Annotated in this window: 26 protein-coding genes; 17 read left to right on the top strand and 9 right to left on the bottom strand. The window is 65.5% G+C overall.

Annotation, left to right across the window (positions count from 1 at the left end; all coding sequences use genetic code 11):
• Positions 1-17: 17 nt before the first annotated feature.
• From AB5K84_RS08420 to AB5K84_RS08400, 5 genes are all read right to left on the bottom strand, one after another.
• The gene (locus AB5K84_RS08420) at positions 18-422 is read right to left on the bottom strand and encodes a thioesterase family protein (protein ID WP_011090189.1); all 405 of its coding nucleotides are present in this window, start codon (positions 420-422) and stop codon (positions 18-20) included.
• A gap of 113 nt (positions 423-535) precedes the next feature.
• Positions 536-802, bottom strand: a complete 267-nt coding sequence (locus AB5K84_RS08415) for a tautomerase family protein (protein WP_011090190.1) — start codon at positions 800-802, stop codon at positions 536-538.
• A gap of 55 nt (positions 803-857) precedes the next feature.
• On the bottom strand, positions 858-2378 hold the full coding sequence (gene hisS, locus AB5K84_RS08410; protein ID WP_011090191.1) for a histidine--tRNA ligase: 1521 nt from the start codon (positions 2376-2378) through the stop codon (positions 858-860).
• A gap of 190 nt (positions 2379-2568) precedes the next feature.
• The gene (locus tag AB5K84_RS08405; protein WP_011090192.1) at positions 2569-3093 is read right to left on the bottom strand and encodes a YegJ family protein; all 525 of its coding nucleotides are present in this window, start codon (positions 3091-3093) and stop codon (positions 2569-2571) included.
• A gap of 231 nt (positions 3094-3324) precedes the next feature.
• Positions 3325-4407, bottom strand: coding sequence for a branched-chain amino acid aminotransferase (locus AB5K84_RS08400; protein ID WP_011090193.1), 1083 nt, complete (start codon positions 4405-4407; stop codon positions 3325-3327).
• 340 nt (positions 4408-4747) lie between these two features.
• Here AB5K84_RS08400 and AB5K84_RS08395 point away from each other — a divergent pair, with 340 nt between their 5' ends.
• From AB5K84_RS08395 to AB5K84_RS08385, 3 genes are read left to right on the top strand one after another with little or no spacing between them, the layout of a single operon-like run.
• Complete coding sequence (locus AB5K84_RS08395) at positions 4748-5290, top strand: MarR family winged helix-turn-helix transcriptional regulator (protein ID WP_051000365.1); 543 nt, start codon at positions 4748-4750, stop codon at positions 5288-5290.
• On the top strand, positions 5287-6018 hold the full coding sequence (locus AB5K84_RS08390) for a response regulator (protein ID WP_011090195.1): 732 nt from the start codon (positions 5287-5289) through the stop codon (positions 6016-6018). The genes AB5K84_RS08395 and AB5K84_RS08390 overlap by 4 nt, the downstream gene beginning before the upstream one ends.
• Before the next feature lie 20 nt (positions 6019-6038).
• Positions 6039-7427 (top strand): ATP-binding protein, encoded by a 1389-nt coding sequence (locus AB5K84_RS08385; RefSeq protein ID WP_011090196.1) that lies wholly within the window; start codon positions 6039-6041, stop codon positions 7425-7427.
• Positions 7428-7475: 48 nt separating this feature from the next.
• Here the strand turns inward: AB5K84_RS08385 and AB5K84_RS08380 are convergent, their stop codons facing one another.
• Both AB5K84_RS08380 and AB5K84_RS08375 read right to left on the bottom strand, forming a co-directional pair.
• Entirely contained in the window at positions 7476-8006 is a 531-nt protein-coding gene (locus tag AB5K84_RS08380) for a DUF3617 domain-containing protein (protein WP_011090197.1), read from the bottom strand.
• A gap of 44 nt (positions 8007-8050) precedes the next feature.
• On the bottom strand, positions 8051-8344 hold the full coding sequence (locus AB5K84_RS08375) for a hypothetical protein (RefSeq protein WP_011090198.1): 294 nt from the start codon (positions 8342-8344) through the stop codon (positions 8051-8053).
• Between the two features lie 181 nt (positions 8345-8525).
• Between AB5K84_RS08375 and AB5K84_RS08370 the strand changes: the two genes are divergently transcribed.
• The 4 genes from AB5K84_RS08370 to AB5K84_RS08355 all read left to right on the top strand — a co-directional run bounded on the left by AB5K84_RS08370 (position 8526) and on the right by AB5K84_RS08355 (position 11271).
• Positions 8526-8990: a hypothetical protein gene (locus tag AB5K84_RS08370; RefSeq protein ID WP_028174664.1), complete on the top strand. Its 465-nt coding sequence runs from the start codon at positions 8526-8528 to the stop codon at positions 8988-8990.
• A 119-nt stretch (positions 8991-9109) separates the two neighbouring features.
• On the top strand, positions 9110-9820 hold the full coding sequence (locus AB5K84_RS08365; RefSeq protein WP_011090200.1) for a ribonuclease T2 family protein: 711 nt from the start codon (positions 9110-9112) through the stop codon (positions 9818-9820).
• A gap of 124 nt (positions 9821-9944) precedes the next feature.
• Complete coding sequence (locus tag AB5K84_RS08360) at positions 9945-10805, top strand: 23S rRNA (adenine(2030)-N(6))-methyltransferase RlmJ (RefSeq protein WP_011090201.1); 861 nt, start codon at positions 9945-9947, stop codon at positions 10803-10805.
• 250 nt (positions 10806-11055) lie between these two features.
• A complete protein-coding gene (locus tag AB5K84_RS08355; protein ID WP_008544396.1) occupies positions 11056-11271 on the top strand; it encodes a cold-shock protein in 216 nt (71 codons plus the stop codon).
• An 88-nt stretch (positions 11272-11359) separates the two neighbouring features.
• Here the strand turns inward: AB5K84_RS08355 and AB5K84_RS08350 are convergent, their stop codons facing one another.
• Complete coding sequence (locus AB5K84_RS08350; protein WP_038967292.1) at positions 11360-11983, bottom strand: outer membrane protein; 624 nt, start codon at positions 11981-11983, stop codon at positions 11360-11362.
• A gap of 245 nt (positions 11984-12228) precedes the next feature.
• Here AB5K84_RS08350 and uvrC point away from each other — a divergent pair, with 245 nt between their 5' ends.
• From uvrC to AB5K84_RS08305, 9 genes are all read left to right on the top strand, one after another.
• Entirely contained in the window at positions 12229-14331 is a 2103-nt protein-coding gene (gene uvrC / locus AB5K84_RS08345; protein WP_441232386.1) for an excinuclease ABC subunit UvrC, read from the top strand.
• Positions 14332-14426: 95 nt separating this feature from the next.
• Positions 14427-15044: a CDP-diacylglycerol--glycerol-3-phosphate 3-phosphatidyltransferase gene (pgsA, locus tag AB5K84_RS08340; protein ID WP_011090204.1), complete on the top strand. Its 618-nt coding sequence runs from the start codon at positions 14427-14429 to the stop codon at positions 15042-15044.
• On the top strand, positions 15041-15292 hold the full coding sequence (moaD, locus tag AB5K84_RS08335) for a molybdopterin converting factor subunit 1 (protein WP_011090205.1): 252 nt from the start codon (positions 15041-15043) through the stop codon (positions 15290-15292). The genes pgsA and moaD overlap by 4 nt, the downstream gene beginning before the upstream one ends.
• A gap of 4 nt (positions 15293-15296) precedes the next feature.
• On the top strand, positions 15297-15779 hold the full coding sequence (locus AB5K84_RS08330) for a molybdenum cofactor biosynthesis protein MoaE (RefSeq protein ID WP_011090206.1): 483 nt from the start codon (positions 15297-15299) through the stop codon (positions 15777-15779).
• Positions 15779-16738 (top strand): 50S ribosomal protein L3 N(5)-glutamine methyltransferase, encoded by a 960-nt coding sequence (gene prmB / locus AB5K84_RS08325; RefSeq protein WP_011090207.1) that lies wholly within the window; start codon positions 15779-15781, stop codon positions 16736-16738. Before AB5K84_RS08330 ends, prmB begins: the two co-directional genes overlap by 1 nt.
• Positions 16739-16827: 89 nt before the next feature.
• Complete coding sequence (locus AB5K84_RS08320) at positions 16828-17415, top strand: phage holin family protein (protein ID WP_011090208.1); 588 nt, start codon at positions 16828-16830, stop codon at positions 17413-17415.
• Between the two features lies 1 nt (position 17416).
• Positions 17417-18547 (top strand): YihY/virulence factor BrkB family protein, encoded by a 1131-nt coding sequence (locus AB5K84_RS08315; RefSeq protein WP_011090209.1) that lies wholly within the window; start codon positions 17417-17419, stop codon positions 18545-18547.
• A gap of 146 nt (positions 18548-18693) precedes the next feature.
• Positions 18694-20184, top strand: a complete 1491-nt coding sequence (locus tag AB5K84_RS08310) for an EAL domain-containing protein (protein ID WP_011090210.1) — start codon at positions 18694-18696, stop codon at positions 20182-20184.
• Between the two features lie 15 nt (positions 20185-20199).
• Positions 20200-21054, top strand: coding sequence for a TIGR01459 family HAD-type hydrolase (locus AB5K84_RS08305; RefSeq protein ID WP_028174657.1), 855 nt, complete (start codon positions 20200-20202; stop codon positions 21052-21054).
• Between the two features lie 199 nt (positions 21055-21253).
• Here the strand turns inward: AB5K84_RS08305 and AB5K84_RS08300 are convergent, their stop codons facing one another.
• A complete protein-coding gene (locus AB5K84_RS08300; protein ID WP_008567674.1) occupies positions 21254-21649 on the bottom strand; it encodes a response regulator in 396 nt (131 codons plus the stop codon).
• 231 nt (positions 21650-21880) lie between these two features.
• Between AB5K84_RS08300 and AB5K84_RS08295 the strand changes: the two genes are divergently transcribed.
• On the top strand, positions 21881-22852 hold the full coding sequence (locus AB5K84_RS08295; RefSeq protein WP_038967295.1) for a bifunctional riboflavin kinase/FAD synthetase: 972 nt from the start codon (positions 21881-21883) through the stop codon (positions 22850-22852).
• Positions 22853-22858: the final 6 nt, after the last annotated feature.

Genomic DNA, 22858 nt, shown 5'->3' with positions numbered 1-22858 from the left:
TCGCGCCTTTGCCCACCCTACGATTTCGAGCCTGCCCCGAGCCGCTTGTTGAACATCTCGACATTGACGAGCCCGCGCGCGTGGCGGCCCTCGCCGAGCTTGCGCGTGCCCTCGAACGCCTCGACTTCGAAACGGATGACGCGGCGCTCGACCGCGACCACCTTCGCGGTGGTCCGCACCGTCGCGCCGACCAGGGCGGCTGCGAGATGGCGGATGTCGACCTCGGTGCCGACGGTGACCCAGCCCGGCTGAAGCGCAGGGCGGATCGCATCGCCCGACGTCATCTCCATCTCGAGGATCATCATCGGCGTCGCATAGACAAAAGGCATGCCCGGCACGAAGTGCCCGACCGTGCGCTCCACTGGGACCACCAGCGTGCGCTCCGCGCTCATGCCTGTCGTGATGAAGTCGCGTGCGTCCATGGTGCTTGCTCGTCATTCCGGGGCGCGCGAAGCGCGAACCCGGAATCCAGAAGTTTACAGCTCGAGATTCCGGGTTCAGCCCTGACGGGCTGCCCCGGAATGACGCTAACGCGTCACTTCTTCGCAGCCGCCGCGCGCTCCACGAACGTCTTGCCGCCCTTCATCTTGTGGCGGAGCGGGGCTTCGTTGATCTGGATGACGACGGCATCGGCGTCGACGCCGAGATTCTTCACCAGTGCCTGCGTGATGTCGCGCATCATGCCGGCCTTCTGTTCATCGGTGCGGCCTTCGGCCATGCTGACGGTGATCTCAGGCATCGTTTTCTCCCTGCTGCTGTCGTCATGATCGGGCTTGTCCCGATCATTCAAAGTCGTGTGCATCAAACAGGACGTGGATGCCCGGGACAAGCCCGGGCATCAGGCGATGCGCGAATAGCTAGCCCCAGCTCACGTCATGGCGCGCCAGCACCTCGCGCACCTTTGCGACGAGATCGGCTTCGGCGCACGAGAACTGCGCCGGGCGGCTCTCGCGCCATTCCTGGTTGGAAGCAATCGCAGCGGCCGCTTTCGCGCCTTCGATCAGGTCCTTGATCTGCAGCTCGCCGCGCGCCTTTTCGTCCGAGCCCTGGATGATGACGCAAGGGCTGTTGCGGCGGTCGGCATATTTGAGCTGGTTGCCCATATTCTTGGGATTGCCGAGATAGAGCTCGGCGCGGATGCCGGCGGTGCGCAGGCTTGCCACCATCTTCTGGTAGTCGGCGACGCGGTCGCGGTCGAACACGGTGACGACGACGGGACCGAACTCGGGCCGCGTGTCGAGCTTGCCGAGCAGCGTCAGCGCAGCCTGGAGCCGCGAGACGCCGATCGAGAATCCGGTCGCCGGCACCGGCTCGCCGCGGAAGCGCGAGACGAGGCCGTCGTAGCGGCCACCGCCACCGACGGAGCCGAAGCGTACCGGGCGGCCCTTCTCGTCCTTGGTGTCGAGCAGGAGTTCGACCTCGTAGACGGGGCCGGTGTAGTATTCGAGGCCGCGCACAACGGAGGGGTCGATCTTGATGCGGTCCGCACCGTACCCCGACGCCATGACCAGCTTGGCGATCTCTTCCAGCTCGCTCACGCCGGCCTGACCAACTTCGCTCTTGGCGAGGTAAGCTTCCGCCGCGGCAATGGCTTCTTTCCAATCGTCGCGCGGTTTGGTGATGGCCAGAACAACGTCGGCCTCCGCCGCGCTCAAATTGGCGCCTTTCGTGAAGTCGCCCTTGCCCTCTTCGCCACCGTCCCACCTGCCGGGACCGAGCAATTTACGCACCTCATCGGCGGGAAACTTGTCGAGCTTGTCGATTGCGCGCAGCACAGTCAGCCGGCGTGCGGCATTCTCGTCGCCGGCAAGTCCAATTGCTTCCAGAACACCGTCGAGCACTTTTCGGTTGTTCACCTTCACCACGTACTGGCCGCGCTGAACGCCAAGCGCCTCCATCGTGTCCGCAGCCATCATGCAGATCTCGGCATCCGCCGCCGGCGTTGCCGAGCCGACCGTGTCGGCATCGAACTGCATGAACTGGCGGAAGCGGCCGGGGCCGGGCTTCTCGTTGCGGAAGACGTAGCCGACGCGGTAGCTGCGGTAGGGCAAGACCAGACCGTCCGTCCCGTAGCGCTCGCCGACATAGCGGGCGAGCGGCGCGGTCAGATCGTAACGCAAGCTAATCCACTGCTCGTCGTCGTCCTGGAACGAGAACACGCCCTCGTTCGGGCGGTCCTGGTCGGGCAGGAACTTGCCGAGCGCGTCGGTGTATTCCATCGCCGGCGTCTCCACCGGCTCGAAGCCGTAGAGCTCGTAGACGGCGCGGATCTTCTCGACCATCTCGCGCGTCGCCCGGATCGCGGCGGGATCGCGATCCTCGAGCCCGCGCGGCAGGCGCGCCTTCAGTTTCTGGGGTTTTTTGGGTTTTTCGGCCATGCGCGGCGTTTACCAGCCGACGCGCGAGGCGGCAACCGGGGCGGCAAGCCGGGGGGCCCCAAGTCCGCGCGCCTCGGCGTCATTCCGGGGCGATGCGCAGCATCGAGCCCGGAATCTCGAGATTCCCCGGTGCGCAACTGCGCACCTCAGGTCTGGTCCTTCGGACCATCCCGGAATGACGACTGCTTCCCTATGGCTGCTCCATGCGCGCCCGGAGGGCGTCCGCATCCGCCTTCGGCAGCGACTTCAGCGTCGGCTTGATGGTTTCGCCGCCGACGATCTTGCCGTTGCGCATGAACATCCAGTCCGAGATGTCGGCTTCGCTGAATGTGACCTTGTCGCCTGCCCGCTTGCCGGGCAGATCACGCGGTTCGTTGGCGAACACGCCCGAATAGGCCCCGTTCGGCAGTTTCTTCACCTCGGCGATCCAGATGTGCTCGCCGCCTTTGCGGGTGAAAAAGCGCACTTTCAGGGCGTGCCCGGTTTCCGACGGCTTGGGCGCCTCGTAGGACGCCCAGAAGGTCGGCAGCGTGCCGCGGGCGCGTGCGATCGCGGTGTTCATCTCGGGGTCGGTGGTGCGCACATCGACAACGGGCGAGCGGTCTTCGGCTGCGACCTCCGGCTTGGGGCCGATGGTCAGGATGCCGAAGACGGTGATGCCGGTGATTGCGGCGAGGACGACCCATTTCAGGGGCTGGGAAAGCGTGGATGCCATGATCGCGATGTCCGGATGCGTCAATATCTCCGGGCTTTGTCGCGGGATCGTGGCGGCGCGTTCATGATGTCCGCTCTTCGCCTCTCCCCGCTTGCGGGGAGAGGCCGGAATGCGCGCAGAACGCGCGGATTCCGGGTGAGGGGGACTCTCCGCGAGTCCAACTGCCAGCGTCCCCGTGGAGACTCCCCCTCACCCCGACCCTCTCCCCGCAAGCGGGGAGAGGGAGAAAAATCAAAACACCTTGCGGATCCAGTTGTGGGGATCGTTGGTGCGGCCGTACTGGATGTCGACGAGCTGCTTGCGCAGGCCCATGGCGACCGGGCCGGCGACGCCGCCGCTGATCTCGAAATCGCCGCTCACCGAGCGCACCTTGCCGATCGGCGAGATCACCGCCGCGGTGCCGCAGGCGAACGCTTCCTTCAGCTTGCCGCTGGCCGCATCCTTGCGCCACTGGTCGAGCGAGTACGGCTCCTCGCGCACCGTCTTGCCGGCATCCTTCGCCAGCGCGATGATGGAGTCGCGGGTGATGCCGGGCAGGATCGTGCCGAGCGGCGGCGTCGACAACGAGCCGTCCTCGAACACGAAGAAGATGTTCATGCCGCCGAGCTCCTCGACGTAGCGGCGCTCGATCGCATCGAGGAAGACCACCTGATCGCAGCCGTGCTGAATGGCTTCCGCCTGCGCACGCAGACTCGCGGCGTAATTGCCACCGCACTTGACGGCGCCGGTGCCGCCGACCGCGGCGCGCGTGTAGTTCTCCGAGACCCAGATCGACACCGGCGCAGGTCCGCCCTTGAAATAGGAGCCGACCGGTGAGGCGATCACCGCGAAGATGTATTCGGACGACGGCTTGACGCCGAGGAAGGTCTCGCTCGCGATCATGAAGGGGCGCAGGTAAAGGCTGCCCTCGCCGCCCGGCATCCAGGCGCGATCGATGCGCACGACCTGCTCGACCGCCTCGATGAAGACGTCTTCGGGCAGCTGCGCCATCGCCATGCGATCGGCCGAGTCCCTGAAGCGCCGCGCATTGGCGTCGGGGCGGAACAGGTTCACGCCGCCGTCGTCGCGCTTGTAGGCCTTGAGGCCCTCGAAAATTTCCTGGGCGTAGTGCAGGACGGCGCCGGCCGGATCGAGCTGGAAGTTGGCGCGCGCCTCGATGCGCGCCTCGTACCAGCCGCCCTTGGCCTGGTTGTAACGGACGATCGCCATGTGGTCGGTGAAGACCCGCCCGAAGCCGGGGTCCACCAGCTTGGCGACGCGGTCCTTTTCTGGAGTAGGATTGGATGCGGGCTGGATGTCGAATTTCATGCTCATGTCCTTGGCTCCCGCTGCCGGTAGCGGCGCTGTTCTGGCGCCCGCCTGCCCTGTTTCGGGTCCGGCTGGCTTGATTAGAGTTGTGGCCGGGCCACCGCCAGCCTTGTTACGGCCGGTTTCCGTGGCCAGCATGTCGCCGAGGACATGCTTTTGCGGAAGGCGGAAGTCCAGTATGTTTTGTCGAAATGCCGCTCGACAATCGCACGGTAGATCTGATCCGGCCGTCGCTGCCTGTCCGACTCTCTCCGGCCGCCTCAGCTTCGATGCCACCCGACGCGAAACGATCTAAAATTTCGTGCGGGCTGATCGTTTTGTAACATTGAACCCAAGATACGTCAATATGCCTGACATAAATTTCGCGACTCCCCCTCAAGACGCTGCCGAGCCCCGGCCGGCGGCAGGCGATGGAGGCAATTTGCGCTGGGATATCATCGAGCTGCTGTTCTTCGCCTATCGCGACTTCGTCGGCGATCCCGACCAGGAGCTGGAGGCGTTCGGCTTCGGCCGGGCCCATCACCGCGTCATGCACTTCGTCTACCGCTATCCCGGGCTCAAGGTCGCCGACCTCCTCGACGTCCTGCGCATCACAAAACAGTCGCTCGGCCGGGTGCTCAAGCAGCTCCTGGACGAGGGCTATATCGTGCAGAAGACCGGCGACAATGACCGCCGCCAGCGCCTGCTCTACGCAACGCCGAAGGGCGAGGCGCTGGTGCAGAAGCTCGCCGGGCTCCAGACCACGCGGATCACCAAGGCGCTCGCCGAGATGGCGCCGCAGGATGCGGAGACCGTCAAGCGCTTCCTGCGCGCGATGATCGACCGCGACGATCCGGACAAGGTGCTGGAGACGATCTTCGCCTCCGTCAATCAAGACGCAAAGGAGTGACCGTGCCACTCGCTGCCACGCTCGCCCGTCCGCCGGTGCAACCGGCCGACGACGCCCCGCATCTCCTGCTGGTCGACGACGACCGCCGCATCCGCGATCTGCTGTCGCGCTTCCTCGCCGGCGAAGGCTATCGCGTCTCGACCGCGGCGAGCGCCAGCGATGCGCGTTCGAAGCTCATGGGCCTGCATTTCGACCTCCTGATCCTCGACGTCATGATGCCTGGCGAGACCGGCTTCGACCTCGCCCGCTTCATCCGGACGTCCTCCTCGGTGCCGATCGTGATGCTGACGGCGCGCCACGAAGCGGAAGCCCGCATCGAAGGCCTTCAGATCGGCGCCGACGACTACGTGGCAAAGCCGTTCGAGCCACGCGAGCTCGCGCTGCGCATCAACAACATCCTCAAGCGCGCCGCCCCGCCGCCGCAGGCAGCGATGGTGGAGAAGATCGCGTTCGGCCCCTACGTCTACCATCTCGATCGCGGCGAATTGCGCCAGGGCGAAGAGGTCATTCACCTCACCGATCGCGAGCGCGAGATGCTGCGGATTCTCTCGGAGACGCCGGGCGAGACCGTGCCGCGCAGCGCACTGACCGGCAATGGCAGCGTCAACGAGCGCGCCGTCGACGTGCAGATCAACCGCCTCAGGCGCAAGATCGAGACCGATCCCGCCAATCCGCTGTTCCTCCAGGCGGTGCGCGGCATCGGCTATCGCCTGGTGGCCTCGCCTTAAACCGCAGTGAAACGCGACCGATGAGCACGATCGATACCGGCCTGACGCTGCTGAAGAGCGCCGCCGGCCGCGTCTCCGCCGCCAATGGCTGGATGGGCAACGCGTTCAAGGGCTGGATGCCGACCGGCCTCTATGCCCGCGCGCTCCTCATCATGATCGTGCCGATGGTGATCCTGCAATCGGTCGTCGCCTTCGTGTTCATGGAGCGGCACTGGAACACGGTGACGCGCCGCCTGTCGGCCGCAGTGGTGCAGGACATCGCCGCGCTGATCGACATCTACAAGGGCTATCCGCAGGACAAGGACCGCGACCAGATCCGCCGCATCGCGCAGCAACGCCTCGGACTCGTGGTCGACTTCCTGCCCGCCGGCGACATGCCGCCGCCAGGACCAAAGCCGTTCTTCTCGCTGCTCGACCAGACGCTGTCGGTGCAGCTCGGCCGCCAGATCGGGCGCTCGTTCTGGATCGACACGGTCGGCCGCTCCAACCTCGTCGAGATCCGCATCCAGCTCGACGACGCCGTGATGCGCGTGTTCGCGCAGCGCAGCGCCGCTTACGCTTCGAACTCGGAGATCTTCCTGTTCTGGATGGTCGGCACGTCCTCGATCCTCTTGATCGTCGCAGTGCTGTTCCTGCGCAACCAGATCAAGCCGATCCTGCGCCTTGCCGATGCCGCCGAAAGCTTCGGCAAGGGCCGCGAGGCGCCGAACTTCAGGCCGCGCGGCGCGCGCGAAGTGCGACGCGCGGCGGTCGCCTTCCTCGAGATGAAATCGCGCATCGAGCGCACGATGGAGCAGCGCACCGCGATGCTGGCCGGCGTCAGCCACGACCTGCGCACCATCCTGACCCGCTTCAAGCTCGAGCTGGCGCTGATCGGCGACAGCCCGGAGCTCGAAGGCATGCGCAAGGACGTCGACGAGATGTCGATGATGCTGGAGGACTACCTTGCGTTTGCCCGCGGCGATTCCGGCGAGCAGTCGCAGCCGACCGACATGGCGCAGGCGCTCGAGGAGCTGCGCAGCGATGCCGAACGCCACGGCCACGCTGCAACCGTCGCATTCAACGGACTGCCGGTGGTGACGGTGAAGCCGGCCTCGTTCAAGCGCTGCCTCGCCAACCTCGTCACCAATGCGGCGCGCTACGGCAAGAGCATCGCCATCACCGGCCAGCGCGATCACCGTTATCTGACCGTCACGGTCGACGACGACGGCCCGGGCATCCCCGCGCATCTGCGCGAAGAGGTGTTCAAGCCGTTCCTGCGGCTGGACAACGCCCGCAACCAGGACGAAGGCGGCACGGGCCTTGGCCTCGCCATCGCCCGCGACATCGCCCGCTCGCATGGCGGCGACATCACGCTGGGCGACAGCCCGATGGGCGGATTAAGGGCGAGCGTGCGGATACCGGTGTAACTGCCGTAGCCCGGATTTCGCTACGCTCCATCCGGGCTACAATCTCGCCTACTTCGGCAGCAGGGCCTTCAGCTTGTCGACGTCGCGCACGTTCATCTTGAAGCCGCCGGGCATCACGATGTCGCCGGGCTTCTGGTCCGGCTTGCAGGCGCCCAGCCATTTCGCTTCGAGCGTCATGGTGGTGTCGCGCCCCGCCGCGCCGGCGGCGCCGCCTTGCGCGTGCGAGGTGGTCTTCACCGTATAGGCCGAGTTGAAATCGCCCGTGATCTCGGCGTGCGAGGTGGTGCTGATGCCGGCGACGCTGCACTCGGAATCGCTGACATAACCGGTCGCGGTCTTCTTGATGTCCTGCTTGGCGCAGATCTGCTTGGCCATCGGGGAGACGTTGTTGTTCATCTCCTTGTCGACGGTCTCGTCGGTGCAGTGCTGCATGGTCATTTCCGGCATCTGCGAGCCGGTCCTGACCATTTTCAATTCCCACAGGCCGGCCTTGCGCACCGGCAGATCGTCGGCACTGGCGCCGCCTGCCGACACCACAAGGCAAAGGGCCGAGCCGAGCAAAGCAAGTTTGCGCGTCATGTGGGAAGCTCCCGGCTGAGAGATCGCTGCGTTACGAAAACGCCTCAGTACAGCGTGCGGATCGGCTGGTTGGCGGCGCCATAGGGCACCCAGCGGCAGGAGAACGAGATGTAGCCGCCCTCATAGGCCTGCACGCCGAGGAATTTGACGACCTTGCCGTACCGCGCGCAATGATCGACCGCGACCTGCCGCGCATCGACCTGATTGGCCATCGAATAGGCGATGATGCCGCCGGTGTCGTTGCCCTTGAACGGGGGCACAGGAAGGATATCGGCGCGCGCCGACTGGCCCGCCATCATACCCAGGGCAAGAAGGCCCGCGGCCGCAATGATTCGCATTCCCGTTACTCCAATTGGTTGGCGCCAGTTTACGGTGCCGGGACGGAAGTGAAAAGAACTGAAGCCCTGTCGGATGCGACGTTCTGGTCAACTCCTGGCCAAGTGTTGCCGCGCTGCACTTGACCTCACCCGCCCTTCGCGGCACCGTCCGACCTCCGCAGATCATCTGTCTGGATTGCCCATGCGCGCCTCGACCTCCCTGAAATCGCTCCGCTTTGCCGCCGTGCTCGGCCTCATGTTCGGGGCGCTGTCGCTCGGTGAGGCCAGGGCCGCCAATCCGCTGGAGCTGAATTTCTGGCTGAGCGGACCGCGCTATGACGGCAATGTGGCAGATTGCGACAAGGCGCTGCCGACGATCGCCACCCAGTTCTGGGAGAAGGAAAGCGCCTTCTGGAATTCCTCGTTGAAGATCACCGGCTTCTCCGCCGTGCACGAGACCGCGTTCCGACCCTGGCAGTCCGACAATATTCCGCGCCGCTATTGCACCGGCGAGGCCATGCTGAACGACGGCAAGGTGCGCAAGGTGCATTTCTCGATCATCGAGGATGGCGGCTTCGCTGGTTACGGCAATGGTGTCGAATGGTGCGTGGTCGGACTCGACCGCAACTGGGCCTACAATCCGGCCTGTCGCGCCGCCAAGCAGTAATTCGACAGCCCTGATTCGGACCGGGCCAGCGGCCTGACGAGGGCCGCCCGAATTTTGTTCTTGAAATGTTCTCATCGCCTGCTAGGCTCGATTGCACAGTCTAGTTGAGGGGCGTCGCCATGTTTCATTCCAGATTGCATTCGTTCTCCCGCCTGATGATCTCGCTGACCTTGACCTTTGCCCTGCCCCTTGCCGCCGGGCTGGTCTTGCCGGCGGGCGTCGCGAAAGCTCAGGACAGGCGGCAGAACGCGCCCGGCGAATTCGATTTCTATGTGCTGTCGCTCTCGTGGTCGCCCTCCTTCTGCGAGGAGGCGGCGGAGCGCGGCGGCCGCTCCCAGATCCAGTGCAGCGGCCGGCCCTATTCCTTCGTGGTGCACGGGCTGTGGCCGCAATATGAGAACGGCTTCCCGGAATATTGCCAGCGGCCGGCGCCGCGGCTGAACCGCAGCATCGTCTCCTCGATGCTCGACCTGATGCCGGCGCCGGGCCTGATCTTCAACGAGTGGGACAAGCACGGCACCTGCTCGGGGCTCGCCGACCGCAGCTATTTCGAGACGATCAGGAAAGCGCGCGCCGCCATCAAGATTCCGGCCGAATATCTCGAATTGTCGCAGGCCAAGACCGTGGCGCCTGCCGACGTCGAGGAGGCCTTCATCAAGGCCAATCCGGGCCTCGGCAGCGCCGCCGTCTCGGTCACCTGCAACCGGACGCGGCTGTCCGAGGTCCGCATCTGCCTCAGCAAGGACCTGCAATTCCGCGCCTGCGAGGAGATGGACCGCCGCGCCTGCCGCCGCGACCAGGTGACGATGCCGCCGATCAGGGGTGGGTAGCTGCTAAATCAGCTCCGTCATTCCGGGGCACGCGAAGCGTGAACTATGGTGCGCAGTTCGGTGCTACGTACCGCCCCGGAATGACGGGAGTTACTTTCATCGCGCGATGTCGTAACTCTCCGCCATGAACTACCGTCACGCCTTTCATGCCGGCAACTTTGCCGATGTCATCAAGCACATCGTGCTGGCGCGCATCCTCACTTATTTGCAGGACAAGCCGGGGGCGTTCCGCGTCATCGACACCCATGCCGGCGCCGGCCTCTACGATCTCGAAAGCGACGAGGCGCGGCGCGGTGGCGAATGGCTGACCGGCATCGCGCGACTGATGCAGGCGCGCCTGTCGAACGAGACCGCGGCGCTGACAAAGCCCTATCTCGACATCGTCCGCGCCTTCAATCCGAAGGGCGAGCTCAAGGCCTATCCGGGTTCGCCGCTGATCGCGCGCGGCCTGCTCAGGCCGCAGGACCGCCTCGTCGCCTGCGAACTCGAGCCGAAGGCACGCAAGGCGCTGATCGACGTGCTGCGCCGCGACGAGCAGGCACGCGTGGTCGATCTCGACGGCTGGGTGGCACTGCCGGCCTTCGTGCCGCCGAAGGAGCGGCGCGGGCTCGTGCTGATCGACCCGCCGTTCGAGGCAAAGAACGAGTTCGAACGGCTGGGCGAAGCCTTCTCGGAGGCTTTCGCAAAATGGCCGACCGGTATCTATGTAATCTGGTATCCGGCCAAGAGCCGGCGCGCCACCGATGCGCTGGCACAGCTCGTGGCGCGGCTCGCAGCCGCAGCAAAGCCACCGGGCAAATGCCTGCGCCTCGAGTTCAGTGCCGCGCCGCAGCTTGACGGCGCAGCCCTCACCTCCACCGGACTGCTGATCGTCAATCCCCCTTACACGCTGCATGGCGAGCTCAAGACGATCCTGCCCGAGCTCGAAATGCCGCTCGGCCAGGGCGGCGCTGCCAGATTCCGATTAGAGGTGCCGAGGCCGTAACACTCCGGCATTCTTGGGAAAAATATGCAGGAGCCGTAGTCAATCTGCAAAGAACCGTATTATGCTATTTCCGTGACTGGCTTTACGTTCCGCTTCCGCGAATGGTTGCGGCGGAGTGAAGGCCTAAGAAAGATCCGGCCGGACCGAAAGGTCCGCCCAAGGATGGCCAGCTCCCGGGCTCCGTACGGCCCGGTCATGTCGTGACGTGAGTCTGCGTCACGACGGAGGAGCAATGAGGGGGAGTTTCCCGATGGCCATGACGGGAACGGTCAAGTTCTTCAACGGCGAGCGCGGCTACGGCTTCATCAAGCCGGATGACGGCGGTCGCGATGTCTTCGTTCACATCACTGCTGTGGAGCGAGCGGGACTGAAGGACCTTGCCGAAGGACAGCGTATTACTTTCGAAGTCGAACCGGACAAGAAGGGGAAGGGACCGAAGGCGGTCAATTTGGTCATCCTCTCCTAGCGGGCCTGACGCAAAAAAACCTGGCGCAAAAAAAGTCCCGGCCGCGAGCGGCCGGGAGGTTATTGTCCGGTATTTTCTTATTTGGCTATCAGAAGTGATAGTTGACGCCTGCGCGCACAACGCTGGCGGTATAGCCGTTTGACACGCCTGTAATTGCGAACTGACTCGTCGACAGATCGATGTAGAGATATTCGAGCTTGGCGCTCCAGTTCGGCGCGAGGCCGACTTCCGCACCGGCACCGATGGTCCAGCCGGCGCTGGTGTGCGACTCCGTCCAGCCGAAGGTCTGCGCGCGCAGTTCGCCGAAGGCGAGGCCGGCGGTGCCGTAGAACAGCACGTTGCTGAAGGCATAGCCGACGCGGCCGCGCAGGGTGCCGAACCACGGATTGGAGAACTTCCAGGGCGCGAAGGTGTCGTCGGCGCCAGCGGCCTGGATGTCGCCCTCGACGCCGAACACCCACGGGCCGTTCTGGAAATTGTAGCCGGCCTGAATGCCGCCGACGAAGCCGGACGGCTTTGAGGGATTGTTGTCGACCGAGCCCCACTCATAGCCGATGTTGCCGCCGAGATACGGACCGGCCCAGCTATAGGCGTTCAGCGGCTGGTTGACGGTATAGGGGGCACGCTGCCCGTAACTGAGATCGGCGGCCTCTGCCGAAGCTGTCCAGCCGGCGGCAACCAACGCGGCTGCGCCCACAACGAGCCTCTTCATCACACACTCCAACGCAACTGCCGCAACCGGTGCGATGCCGGCGCCGCCGCGCCATGTCGCATGGTTACGGAACCAAGACCTTTTCGCGTAAGATTTATCGAGAGTTTTAAGTTAAAGGGCTGTTAAGACCCGTTACCGCGCGCTTAACAGACTTAAGGAAGCGTTACCGGGAACTGCGCCGCCATCCTGTGCGTGCAGCATGGCCGGAACTTCAAATCGGTCCCCCCAGCGCCTAAATTCGTCCCATGGTTCACGATTCCACCGACGATCCGGACGACACCCGCGTTCGCAAATCAAGGCGCGGCACAGCACTGGATGCCCCGCCCCAGGAGACGGCACCGCCGGACCTCGATCCCGCCACCACGGGCGGCGACGACGAGGACGACGCGCTTCTGCCTGACATCCTGGAAGAGAGCGGCGCAGTCGGCGAAGAACCGCTGGCGAGCGGCCACGAGGCCGGCGCAGTCGGCGAAGAACCGCTGGCGAGCGGCCACGAGGCGATCGAGCGCGCGGTCCGGCTCGCGCCGACCTCGCCCGGCGTCTATCGCATGCTCAACGCGAATGCCGACGTGCTCTATGTCGGCAAGGCCAAGAACGTCAAAAAGCGCCTGTCCAACTACGCGCGCCAGAGTGCGCCGCAGCCGGCGCGCATCCTGCGCATGATCGCCGCCACGGTGACCGTGGAGATCGTCTCGACCAACACCGAGACCGAAGCGCTGCTGCTGGAAGCCAACCTCATCAAGCAGCTCCGGCCGCGCTTCAACGTGCAGCTGCGCGACGACAAGTCGTTTCCCTATATCCTGATCACCGGCGACCACTGGGCGCCGCAGATCCTGAAGCACCGCGGAGCGCAGACCCGGCCCGGACGCTATTTCGGCCCGTTCGCCTCCGCAGGTGCCGTCAACCGCACCATCACGGCGTTGCAGCGCGCGTTCCTGATCCGCTCCTGCACCGATTCCTTCTTCGAGAGCCGCAGCAGGCCCTGCCTGCTCTACCAGATCCGCCGCTGCGCCGGTCCCTGCACCCGCGAGATCGATTTCCCCGGCTATACGACCCTGGTGCGCGAGGCGACCGACTTCCTCTCCGGCAAGAGCCATGCGGTGAAGCAGGAGCTCGCCGGCGAGATGGAGAAGGCGGCCAACGAGCTCGAATTCGAGACCGCCGCGCTCTACCGCGACCGCCTTGCCGCGCTGTCGGCGATCCAGTCGCAGCAGGGCATCAATCCGCGCACGGTAGAGGAGGCCGACGTGTTCGCCATCCACCAGGAGGGCGGCTTCTCCTGCGTCGAGGTGTTCTTCTTCCGCACCGGCCAGAACTGGGGCAACCGCGCCTATTTCCCGCGCGCGGAGAAGACCTTTACGCCCGAAGAAGTGCTCAGCTCCTTCCTCGCCCAGTTCTACGACGACAAGCCGCCGCCGAAGAACATCCTGCTTTCGCATGAGATCGAGGAGAGCGAGCTGCTTGCCAACGCGCTGTCGATCAAGGCCGGCCACAAGATCGAGGTCACCGCGCCGAAGCGCGGCGAGAAAAAGGAGCTCGTCGCCCATGCGCTGACCAATGCGCGCGAGGCGCTGGGCCGAAAGCTCGCGGACACCGCGACGCAGGGCCGCCTGCTCGACGCCATGGCGACGACGTTGAGCCTGCCGCATGCTCCCAAGCGCATCGAAGTCTACGACAACAGCCACATCCAGGGCACCAATGCGGTCGGCGCCATGATCGTCGCGGGCCCGGACGGCTTCGTGAAGAACCAGTACCGCAAGTTCAACATCAAGTCGGAAGGGCTCACGCCCGGCGACGACTACGGCATGATGCGCGAGGTGCTGGAGCGCCGCTTCAAGCGCCTCATCAATCCGCCCGAGGAGGGCGCCAAGGTCAAGGACGACGATTTTCCGCAATGGCCCGACCTCGTGATCATCGACGGCGGCCGCGGCCAGCTCAACGCCGTCCGGGAGATCTTTGCAAATCTCGGCCTGACCCAGGTGTCGCTGATGTCGGTCGCCAAGGGGCCGGACCGGGATGCCGGCCGCGAGACCCTGTTCATGCCGGAGCGCGAGGCGATCAAGCTCGAGCCGCGCGACCCCGTGCTCTATTTCATTCAGCGTCTGCGCGACGAGGCCCACCGCTTCGTCATCGGCTCGCACCGCAAGCTGCGCAAGAAGGACATCCGCGAGGCCGGTTTGCAGGAGATTCCGGGCATCGGCCCGTCACGCAAACGTGCCTTGCTGCATCATTTCGGAACCCTGAAGGAGATCGAACGGGCCTCGATCGCCGATCTCGGCAAGGTTCCGGGGGTGAGCGCCGAAAGCGCCCGCAGGATTTTCGAGTATTTCCATCCCCAGCCGGGGTGAACTAAGGGGTCCGCAGTCATATGGTCGTCGCATCCTGCACCCCATTTGGGAGCGGGACGGTTGACCTTCAGGCTTGAGCGGTATTGGTAGGACGGATGAACATCGCCACGACACGAGGGACGACCAGCCGCGCGATGTCCCTCCCGAACATCCTGACCTATGGCCGGATCGCCGCGATCCCGGTCGTGGTCGGGTGCATCTACGCGCAGTCGATTCTGGATCAGCCGTTGTGGCTGCGCTGGGTCGCGGTCGCCATTTTCATCGCGGCGGCAGTCACCGATTACCTCGACGGCTATTACGCGCGGATCTGGAATCAACAATCGGCGTTCGGCCGGATGCTCGATCCGATCGCCGACAAGCTGCTGGTCGCCTCCTGCCTACTGATGCTGGCCGCCGACGGTATCATCCATGGCTGGTCGCTGTGGGCCGCCATCGTGATCCTGTGCCGCGAGATCCTGGTCTCGGGCCTGCGCGAATATCTCGCCGCGCTGCGCGTCAGCGTGCCCGTCACCAAGCTTGCCAAGTGGAAGACCACGGTCCAGCTCGTCGCCATCGGCTTCCTGCTCGCGGGCGAGGCCGGCGACCAGGTCGTGCCCGTCGTAACCCAGATCGGCCTCTTGCTGCTGTGGGCCTCGGCGATCCTCACCATGTACACCGGCTACGATTATTTCCGCTCCGGCATCCATCACCTCATCAAGGAGGATGAGGTATGAAGGTGAAATATTTTGCCTGGGTGCGCGAACGCGTCGGCAAGGCCGAGGAAACCATCGAGCCGCCCGCGACCGTGCGCACCGTCGAGGAGCTGATCGCCTGGCTGTCCGGCCGGAGCGAGGCCTATGCCTATGCGTTCGAGAAGCCGAAGGTCATCCGCGCCGCGATCGACCATGCCCATGTCAAGTCGGACGCCGCAATCGCGGGCGCCCGCGAGATCGCGTTCTTCCCGCCGATGACCGGCGGCTAGGCCCATGACTTCCCCTGCGACCACCGGCCCCGTCACCATCCGTATTCAAGAGGACGATTTCGACATTGCGCGCGAGATCGCGCTCCTGACCAGGAGCCGGACCGACATCGGCGCGGTCGTGAGCTTCTCCGGCATCTGCCGCGGCGACGAGGATAGCGCGAAGATCGCCGCGCTGACGCTCGAACATTATCCCGGCATGGCCGAGGAAGAGATCAAGCGTCATGTCGACGAGGCAACCACGCGCTGGCCGCTCAACGGCGTCACGGTCATCCATCGCGTCGGGCGGTTCATGCCCGGCCAGAACATCGTGCTGGTGCTGACCGCCTCGCAGCATCGTCAGGCCGCATTCCAGGCGGCCGAGTTCCTGATGGACTATCTCAAGACCAGCGCGCCGTTCTGGAAGAAGGAAGAGAGCGCCACCGGCACCGGCTGGGTCGAGGCCCACGCCCGTGATGACGAGGCCGCCGCACGCTGGACGAAATCCTGATGGCAAGAGCTTCGAAAAAGACCGCGCGCGGCCGCGCCGCGCCAAAACTTGCGAAGGTCGGCCGCGGCGAGCTTGTCACGCTCATCGACTACGTCCGCTATTCCGTGAGCCGCTTCAATGAAGCCAAGCTCGCCTTCGCGCACGGCACCACCGATCCGGTGGCGGAAGCGGCCTTCCTGGTCTGCGAGGCCCTGCATCTGCATCCCGACCAGTTCGAGGCCTTTGCCCACGCCCGCGTCACCGCCGCGGAAGGCAAGACCCTCCTCGACCTGATTCATCAGCGCGTGACCACGCGCAAACCGGCCGCCTATCTCGTCAACAAGATCTACATGCGCGGCCTGCCCTTCTATGTCGACGAGCGCGTCATCGTCCCGCGCTCCTACATCGGCGAACTGCTGGATTCGCATTTCGGCGGCGACGGCGAGGCCGGCTCGCTGATCGACCACCCCACGGCCGTCGAGCGCGTGCTCGACCTCTGCACGGGTTCGGGATGCCTTGCCATCCTCGCCGCGTATCACTTCCCGAATGCAACGGTCGATGCCGTCGACATCTCCAAGGGCGCGCTCGAAGTCGCCGCGCGCAATGTCGGGGAGCACGGGCTCGATGAGCGGGTCACGCTCCATCGCGGCGACCTGTTCGCCCCGCTCGGCGATAACAGATACGACCTTATCATCACCAACCCGCCTTACGTCGATGCGGAAGGCATGGCGGCCTTGCCGCCGGAATGCCGAGCCGAGCCGAAGCTTGCCTTCGACGGCGGCGTCGACGGTCTCGACGTGGTGCGCCGGATCCTGCGCGACGCCCCTGAGCACCTGACGCCGGACGGCGGGTTGATCTGCGAGATTGGCCGCGGCCGCGAATTGGTCGACGAGGCCTTCCCGGAACTGCCGCTGCTCTGGCTGGACACCGAAGACTCCGAAGGCGAGGTATTCTGGATCGCGGCCGCCGATCTCGACTGATCGGCCGCCGCGGCGGCACTCCGCGCGGAACAAGTCAAATCCCGTCACGTTCATCCCCGACGAATGTCTCGCTCTCGGAGGATGTCCGCATGCTCGCGCCATCGGGCGAATTGCTGCGCGTCGGCGTGGCGCTGAAACTCAACCATCTCAAGCGTGCCGCCCGGTCCTACTTGCGTGACCGCACCAGCCAGGCCACGGGACGGGCGACGTCCTATGCGGTCGCGGCCGGCCTGTTCGCAGTGGCCGGGCTGTTCCTGATCGCGGCCTTCTTTGTCGGCCTGGTCGCCCTGTACCGCTGGATCGCGATCACCTACGGACAGTTCTGGGGCTTCGGTGCCGTCGGCGCCGTGCTGTTGGTCCTGGCTGCATGCTGCGGCGGCGCGGCTCTGGCCCAGATGAACCGTCGGGACAAGCCGATCGTGCCGCTGGCCAGCCGCCTGCGCGTTGCGATCGCCACCCCGCGGATTCCGCGCGGAACGGTCAAGCAGGCGGTGAAAGAGGTCGCGACGACGATTCCCCTGGCGCCGCTCGCACCCGGCGAACGCAGCCATGGCGGCAACACCCGGCCCGTGCGCGCCAACCGTCCCGTGCAGCTGGGTCTGATGCTCGCAGCCGTCGGGCTGCTGGGCTTCACGGCCGCGCGTCGGAGACGGCACGGGCACGGATTGGACGCTTGAGATGCCCGCGCGGCGCTCAGGGCAGCTCGACTCCTGGCTGCTGATCGCCACCACGGCCGTCTTCGTGCTGACCGCCGAGCGCTACTTCCAGGACCCCGGCGTGGTCCGGCCGGGGCCTCCGCAAGACCACCACAATGGCGAGGCGAATGCACCGGAAACGAGCCCGGCGCGTGCGGCCGTCCAGCCCGGCCATGGCCGCGGTGCGAAGAGTCCCCTCGCTATCCCCTGGGCCGGCTGGAAGGATATCTTCTGGCGTACCTATCAGCGCATCGACGACGATCGCCTGCTCGCCACGGCGGGCGGTGTCGTGTTCTTCGGGCTGCTCGCGATCTTCCCCGCAGTCACCGCGCTGGTCTCATCGTACGGCCTGTTCGCCGATCCCTCGACGATCAGCGCCAATCTGCAAACGCTTGCGACGATGCTGCCCGAGGGCTCGTTCCAGATCGTCGAGGACCAGGTCGCGCGTGTGGTGTCGAAGGGCAATACGACGCTTGGTGTCACCTTCCTGCTCGGCCTCCTGCTTGCGATCTGGAGCGCCAATGCCGGCGTCAAATCGATCTTCGATGCCCTCAATGTCGCCTATGAGGAACGCGAGAAGCGCAGCTTCATCCGGCTGAACTCGGTGTCGCTGGCCTTCACGGCCGGCGGCATCGTGGCGCTGCTGCTGATGGTGGGCGCCGTCGTCGCCTTCCCACTCGCGCTCGATCATCTCGGCCTGGCGCCCGAAAGCAAGTTGATCGTGGCGCTGGCACGATGGCCGCTCCTGTTCCTCATCCTGCTCGTGGCGCTTGCCATCCTCTACCGCTTCGCACCCAGCCGCGATGCGCCGCGCTGGCAATGGCTGAGCCTCGGCGCGGTGGCGGCCGCCCTGCTCTGGATTGCCGGCTCTGCCTTGCTGTCCTGGTATCTGTCCGAGTTCGCCAATTACAACGCCACCTACGGCTCGCTCGGCGCGGCGATCGGCCTGATGATGTGGATGTGGATGTCCGCGATCGTCATCATGTTCGGCGCCGAGCTGAACTCGGAGATCGAACGGCAGACCCTGCGCGACACGACCACCGGGCAACCGAGGCCGCTCGGAAGCCGCGAGGCGGTCTCTGCGGATACGGTCGGCGCCGCCGCTCCGGCCTGACCTCGCCGCGAACGGACCGCTATCCCCTCGAATCAACAATGATGTTAGGGTCACGCGGCTTGGGGGAGCATGAGGCGTGACGGGTTCGCACAGTAACCCGTGTTTTCCCGGGTGAGGCAGTCAGCTCTTGAGGCGTAACGCGCGGCATGATTCGCATTTCGACGATCTTCATCGCCATCTGCATGGTTCTGGTCGCGGCCTCACTCGGGCTGGCGCTCGACGCGGTCGCCGGCATCAGCGGAACCGAATCCGCGATCGTGGCGCTGACCGCGCTGACCTTCCTGATCCTCTACAACGCGGTATCGATGCGGCTGCGCGACCGCAGCGACGTCGGCGGCCAGATCGCCGACCTCTCGCGCGGCACCGCCGACCTCGCCCGCCAGGTGGCCGAATTCGGCCGCCGGTTGGCTGCGATCGAAGGGCGCATCGCCTCGTCCAATTCGACCAATTCCGACCGTATCCAGTCGGTGGTCGGCGAGATCAACGAGCTCGGCGGGCTGGTCAGGCAGCTCGCGTCCACCGTGTCGACCCATGAGGACCTGCTGGCCGGCGCGACGCCGCCCTCTCCCGCTCCGGTCGCAAGGGCGGAACCGGAAGCACCGATCGACCTGATCGCGCCGCTCGGGGAGCGGCCGGTGGCGCCACCACCGCTTCTCGCGGCTCCCCCGCCTCCCGCAGCGCAGCCGCGGCCGGCACCGGCAGCTCAGGCCCAAGCCGCCCATCCGGTTCAGACTGCCAACGGACGCAACCAGACCCAATTGCTGGCGACGCTGCGCAGCGCGATCGACGAGAACCGCGTCGACATCTTCCTCCAGCCGATGGTGACGCTGCCGCAGCGCAAAGTGCGGTTCTACGAGGCGGTGACACGGGTCCGCGACGAGCGCGACCAGTTGATCGCCGCCGAGGAGTTCATCAGCATCGCGGAGGCCTCGGGCCTGATCGGGCGTGTCGACAACATGGTGATGCTGCGCTGTGTGCAGGTGCTGCGCCGCCTGATGGTCCGCAACAAGGACGTCGGCGTGTTCTGCAACGTCGCGGCCTCCACGCTCGGCAATTCCACCACCTTCGCGCAATGCCTCGACTTCCTCGAAGCCAACCGGGCGCTGGCGCCGTCGCTGGTGCTGGAGTTCAAGCAGTCGACCTTCCGCAATCTCGGCCCGGCCGAGTCCGAGAACCTCGCCGCGCTCGCCCAGCGCGGCTTCCGCTTCTCGATCGACCATGTCACGGATCTGCGCATCGAGCCGCGCGAGCTCGCCGACCGCGGCGTGCGCTTCATCAAGGTGCCGGCCACGCTGTTGCTCGACCCGAGGCAGGCCTCGACCTCGGACATCCACCCGTCCGACCTCTCCGACCTGCTCGGCCGCTTCGGTATCGACCTGATCGCCGAGCGGATCGAGGGCGAGCGCGCCGTGGTCGATCTGCTCGACTATGACGTGCGGTTCGGCCAGGGGTTCCTGTTCGCGCCGCCCCGGCCATTGCGGCCGGAGGGGGCATCTGCTACCGGCGGGGCCTCGCCGAACCAGGCGCAGGACATTCAGGGATCCAATGTCTCCGGCACACCCAGCCCAGGCGCGACGTCAGCCGCTCCTCCAGCACAACGCATCACCGGCAACGCGGCGCTCGCGCGCCGCATCTGATCGGCCGTGCGCATCATGACCACGCTGCATTTTGCCGAAAGCCTGCGCGAGCTCGTGGGCGATGTGGACGTCGTGCTCAGCGACATCTGGGGCGTGGTTCACAACGGCCTGGAATCTTTCCCCGAAGCCTGCGAAGCGCTGCACACCTATCGCAGCCGCGGCGGTACGGTGATCCTGATCACCAATGCACCGCGCCCCGCCGACTCCGTGCAGCGGCAATTGCGCAAGCTCGGCGTCGCCGACGAGACCTATGACGCGATCGTCTCGTCGGGCGATCTGACCCGGCTCTATGTCGCCGAGCATCCCGGCCGCAAGATGTTCTGGCTGGGCCCCGAGCGCGACAACTCGATCTATCGCGGCCTCGATGCGGTGACCGCACCGCTGGAAGAGGCCGACTACATCGTCTGCACCGGCCTCTATGACGACGAGACCGAGACGGCGGAAGACTATCGCGGCATGATGCTAAAGGCGCGCGAGCGCAAGCTGACTCTGGTGTGCGCCAACCCGGACATCGTGGTGGAACGCGGCGACCGGCTGATCTATTGCGCCGGCGCGATCGCCGAGCTCTATCGCGAGCTCGGCGGCGAGGTGATCTTCTACGGCAAGCCGCACCGGCCGATCTACGAGCGCGCGATGGCGCTGGCCGGCGAACGCCAGGGCCACCAGATCGACCGCAGACGCGTGCTGGCGATCGGCGATTCCGTCCGTACCGACCTCACCGGCGCGCGCGAATTCGGCATCGACTGCCTGTTCGTCACCCGCGGCATCCATGCCGAGGAGTTCGAAGGTCTCGACCAGCTCGACCCGGCATCCGTGATGGAATTGTTCGGCCACCCGCCGAAGGCGCTGATGCGCGAATTGAAGTGGTGACGGCATAGCCGTCATCCCGGGATGGTCCGAAGGACCAGACCTCAGATGCGCAATTGCGCATCGGGGGATCTCGAGATTCTCAGGTGCGCAATCGCGCACCATAGTTCGGTGCTGCGCACCGCCCCGGAATGACACTCGCAACGCAGAAGGCCCGGGACGAGCCCGGGCCTTGCGAATTCAACCGATAGCCCAGGCGCGCTTACGCGCTCGCCATGTCCGGGAAGACCGCCTCGATCTTGGTCTTCAGCGTCGCCGCGTTGAACGGCTTGACGATGTAGTTGTTCACGCCGGCCTTCTTGGCCGCGATCACGTTCTCGGTCTTCGATTCCGCCGTGATCATGATGAAAGGCGTGGTGGCGAGGTTCGGATCCGCGCGCACTTCGCGCAGCAGGTCGTAACCCGTCATCGGCTCCATGTTCCAGTCGGAGATCACGAGGCCGTACTTCTTGCCGCGCATCTTGTTCAGCGCCGCCGAACCATCGCTGGCATCGTCGATGTTCTCGAAGCCAAGCTGCTTCAGCAGATTCCTGATGATACGGATCATGGTGCTGTAGTCATCCACCACCAGAACCGGCATCGACAAATCAACCGCCATCTCGACTCCCCCAACGCAAACCCAGGAATATTACGATTGGAGCCGCCAGGCCGGAGGCCCGTGCAGTTCCACGTTTCAAGGACTAGCACCAAGGCGTTAAACAGCGCGTTAACTGCCGCCGCCCCCGAAGAATTGAAATGGCGTTCAATGCCCCCGCCTCCCCCGCTTGACTTCGCCGGGCGGGTCACGCCACGGTCCCGGCCGGTCCCGCCGGCTCGAGAATTTCCCCTGATGGCCCCGCATTTTACCGTTATCCGCGACACCACGCCGGATTCCGCGATCCCCCGGGGCGCCGTGGTCGCCATGGGCAATTTCGACGGGGTACATCTCGGTCATCGCGCCGTGATCGCAGCGGCCCTGGAGATGGGCCGGGCGCATGGCCGCCCTGCGCTGGCGTTGACCTTCGAGCCGCATCCACGGCGGTTTTTCAGCCCCAACACCCCGCAATTCCGCCTGACGGACGAGCGGGCCAAGCTGCGGCTTCTGGCCGGGACCGGGCTCTCCGGTGCCGTGGTCATGACCTTCGACAAGGCGAGAGCCGGCACCAGCGCGCAAGATTTCATTCACCATGACCTGATCGGGCGCCTCGGCGTCAGCGCAATCGCGGTCGGCTACGACTTCCATTTCGGCAAGGGACGGGTCGGCTCGCCGAGCCTGCTGGTCAACGAGGCGCCCCGGCTCGGCATCGAGGTCGACGTGCAGCCGCATGTCGATTTCGACGAACGGCCGGTTTCCTCCAGCGCCATCCGGATTGCGCTCGCCGAGGGCCAGCTTGACGAAGCCACCACCATGCTCGGCGCCCCCTGGTTCATCACCGGCGAGGTGATCCATGGCGAAAAGCGCGGCCGCGACCTCGGCTACCCCACCGCCAATATCCGCCTCGACGCCAATTGCGGCCTCAAGCACGGCATCTATGCGGTGCGGGTCGGCCGCGGCGCCGAGCGCCTGGACGGCGTGGCGAGCTTCGGCCGCCGCCCGACCTTTGATAATGGCGCCCCGCTGCTGGAAATCTTCCTGTTCGACTTCAAGGGCGACCTCTATGGGCAGGCGCTCGACTGCGCCTTCGTCGGCTTCATACGCGAGGAGCTGAAATTCGACAGCCTAGAGGCCCTGATCCGCCAGATGGACGACGATTCCGCCCGCGCCCGCGCCATGCTGGCCGCCGCGCCGGACGCATTTCCGCGGCTGGGCGTCATCGATTGAGGCCGA

This window comes from Bradyrhizobium sp. 1200_D9_N1_1, from assembly GCF_052075915.1.
Taxonomy (GTDB): Bacteria; Pseudomonadota; Alphaproteobacteria; order Rhizobiales; family Xanthobacteraceae; genus Bradyrhizobium; species Bradyrhizobium diazoefficiens.
Note: the sequence above shows the minus strand (reverse complement) of the source record. Positions and strands in the feature narration are given on the sequence as shown.

Coding starts and splice junctions, on each gene's coding strand:
- uvrC (WP_441232386.1), top strand. CDS start 12,229: ATGGTTCACGATTCCACCGACGATCCGGACGACACCCGCGTTCGCAAA.
- hisS (WP_011090191.1), bottom strand. CDS start 2,378: ATGGCCGAAAAACCCAAAAAACCCCAGAAACTGAAGGCGCGCCTGCCG.
- prmB (WP_011090207.1), top strand. CDS start 15,779: ATGGCAAGAGCTTCGAAAAAGACCGCGCGCGGCCGCGCCGCGCCAAAA.
- AB5K84_RS08355 (WP_008544396.1), top strand. CDS start 11,056: ATGGCCATGACGGGAACGGTCAAGTTCTTCAACGGCGAGCGCGGCTAC.
- AB5K84_RS08300 (WP_008567674.1), bottom strand. CDS start 21,649: ATGGCGGTTGATTTGTCGATGCCGGTTCTGGTGGTGGATGACTACAGC.
- AB5K84_RS08360 (WP_011090201.1), top strand. CDS start 9,945: ATGAACTACCGTCACGCCTTTCATGCCGGCAACTTTGCCGATGTCATC.
- AB5K84_RS08380 (WP_011090197.1), bottom strand. CDS start 8,006: ATGACGCGCAAACTTGCTTTGCTCGGCTCGGCCCTTTGCCTTGTGGTG.
- AB5K84_RS08420 (WP_011090189.1), bottom strand. CDS start 422: ATGGACGCACGCGACTTCATCACGACAGGCATGAGCGCGGAGCGCACG.
- pgsA (WP_011090204.1), top strand. CDS start 14,427: ATGAACATCGCCACGACACGAGGGACGACCAGCCGCGCGATGTCCCTC.
- AB5K84_RS08395 (WP_051000365.1), top strand. CDS start 4,748: ATGCCTGACATAAATTTCGCGACTCCCCCTCAAGACGCTGCCGAGCCC.
- moaD (WP_011090205.1), top strand. CDS start 15,041: ATGAAGGTGAAATATTTTGCCTGGGTGCGCGAACGCGTCGGCAAGGCC.
- AB5K84_RS08370 (WP_028174664.1), top strand. CDS start 8,526: ATGCGCGCCTCGACCTCCCTGAAATCGCTCCGCTTTGCCGCCGTGCTC.
- AB5K84_RS08400 (WP_011090193.1), bottom strand. CDS start 4,407: ATGAGCATGAAATTCGACATCCAGCCCGCATCCAATCCTACTCCAGAA.
- AB5K84_RS08330 (WP_011090206.1), top strand. CDS start 15,297: ATGACTTCCCCTGCGACCACCGGCCCCGTCACCATCCGTATTCAAGAG.
- AB5K84_RS08365 (WP_011090200.1), top strand. CDS start 9,110: ATGTTTCATTCCAGATTGCATTCGTTCTCCCGCCTGATGATCTCGCTG.
- AB5K84_RS08305 (WP_028174657.1), top strand. CDS start 20,200: ATGACCACGCTGCATTTTGCCGAAAGCCTGCGCGAGCTCGTGGGCGAT.
- AB5K84_RS08295 (WP_038967295.1), top strand. CDS start 21,881: ATGGCCCCGCATTTTACCGTTATCCGCGACACCACGCCGGATTCCGCG.
- AB5K84_RS08375 (WP_011090198.1), bottom strand. CDS start 8,344: ATGCGAATCATTGCGGCCGCGGGCCTTCTTGCCCTGGGTATGATGGCG.
- AB5K84_RS08310 (WP_011090210.1), top strand. CDS start 18,694: ATGATTCGCATTTCGACGATCTTCATCGCCATCTGCATGGTTCTGGTC.
- AB5K84_RS08315 (WP_011090209.1), top strand. CDS start 17,417: ATGCCCGCGCGGCGCTCAGGGCAGCTCGACTCCTGGCTGCTGATCGCC.
- AB5K84_RS08385 (WP_011090196.1), top strand. CDS start 6,039: ATGAGCACGATCGATACCGGCCTGACGCTGCTGAAGAGCGCCGCCGGC.
- AB5K84_RS08405 (WP_011090192.1), bottom strand. CDS start 3,093: ATGGCATCCACGCTTTCCCAGCCCCTGAAATGGGTCGTCCTCGCCGCA.
- AB5K84_RS08320 (WP_011090208.1), top strand. CDS start 16,828: ATGCTCGCGCCATCGGGCGAATTGCTGCGCGTCGGCGTGGCGCTGAAA.
- AB5K84_RS08350 (WP_038967292.1), bottom strand. CDS start 11,983: ATGAAGAGGCTCGTTGTGGGCGCAGCCGCGTTGGTTGCCGCCGGCTGG.
- AB5K84_RS08415 (WP_011090190.1), bottom strand. CDS start 802: ATGCACACGACTTTGAATGATCGGGACAAGCCCGATCATGACGACAGC.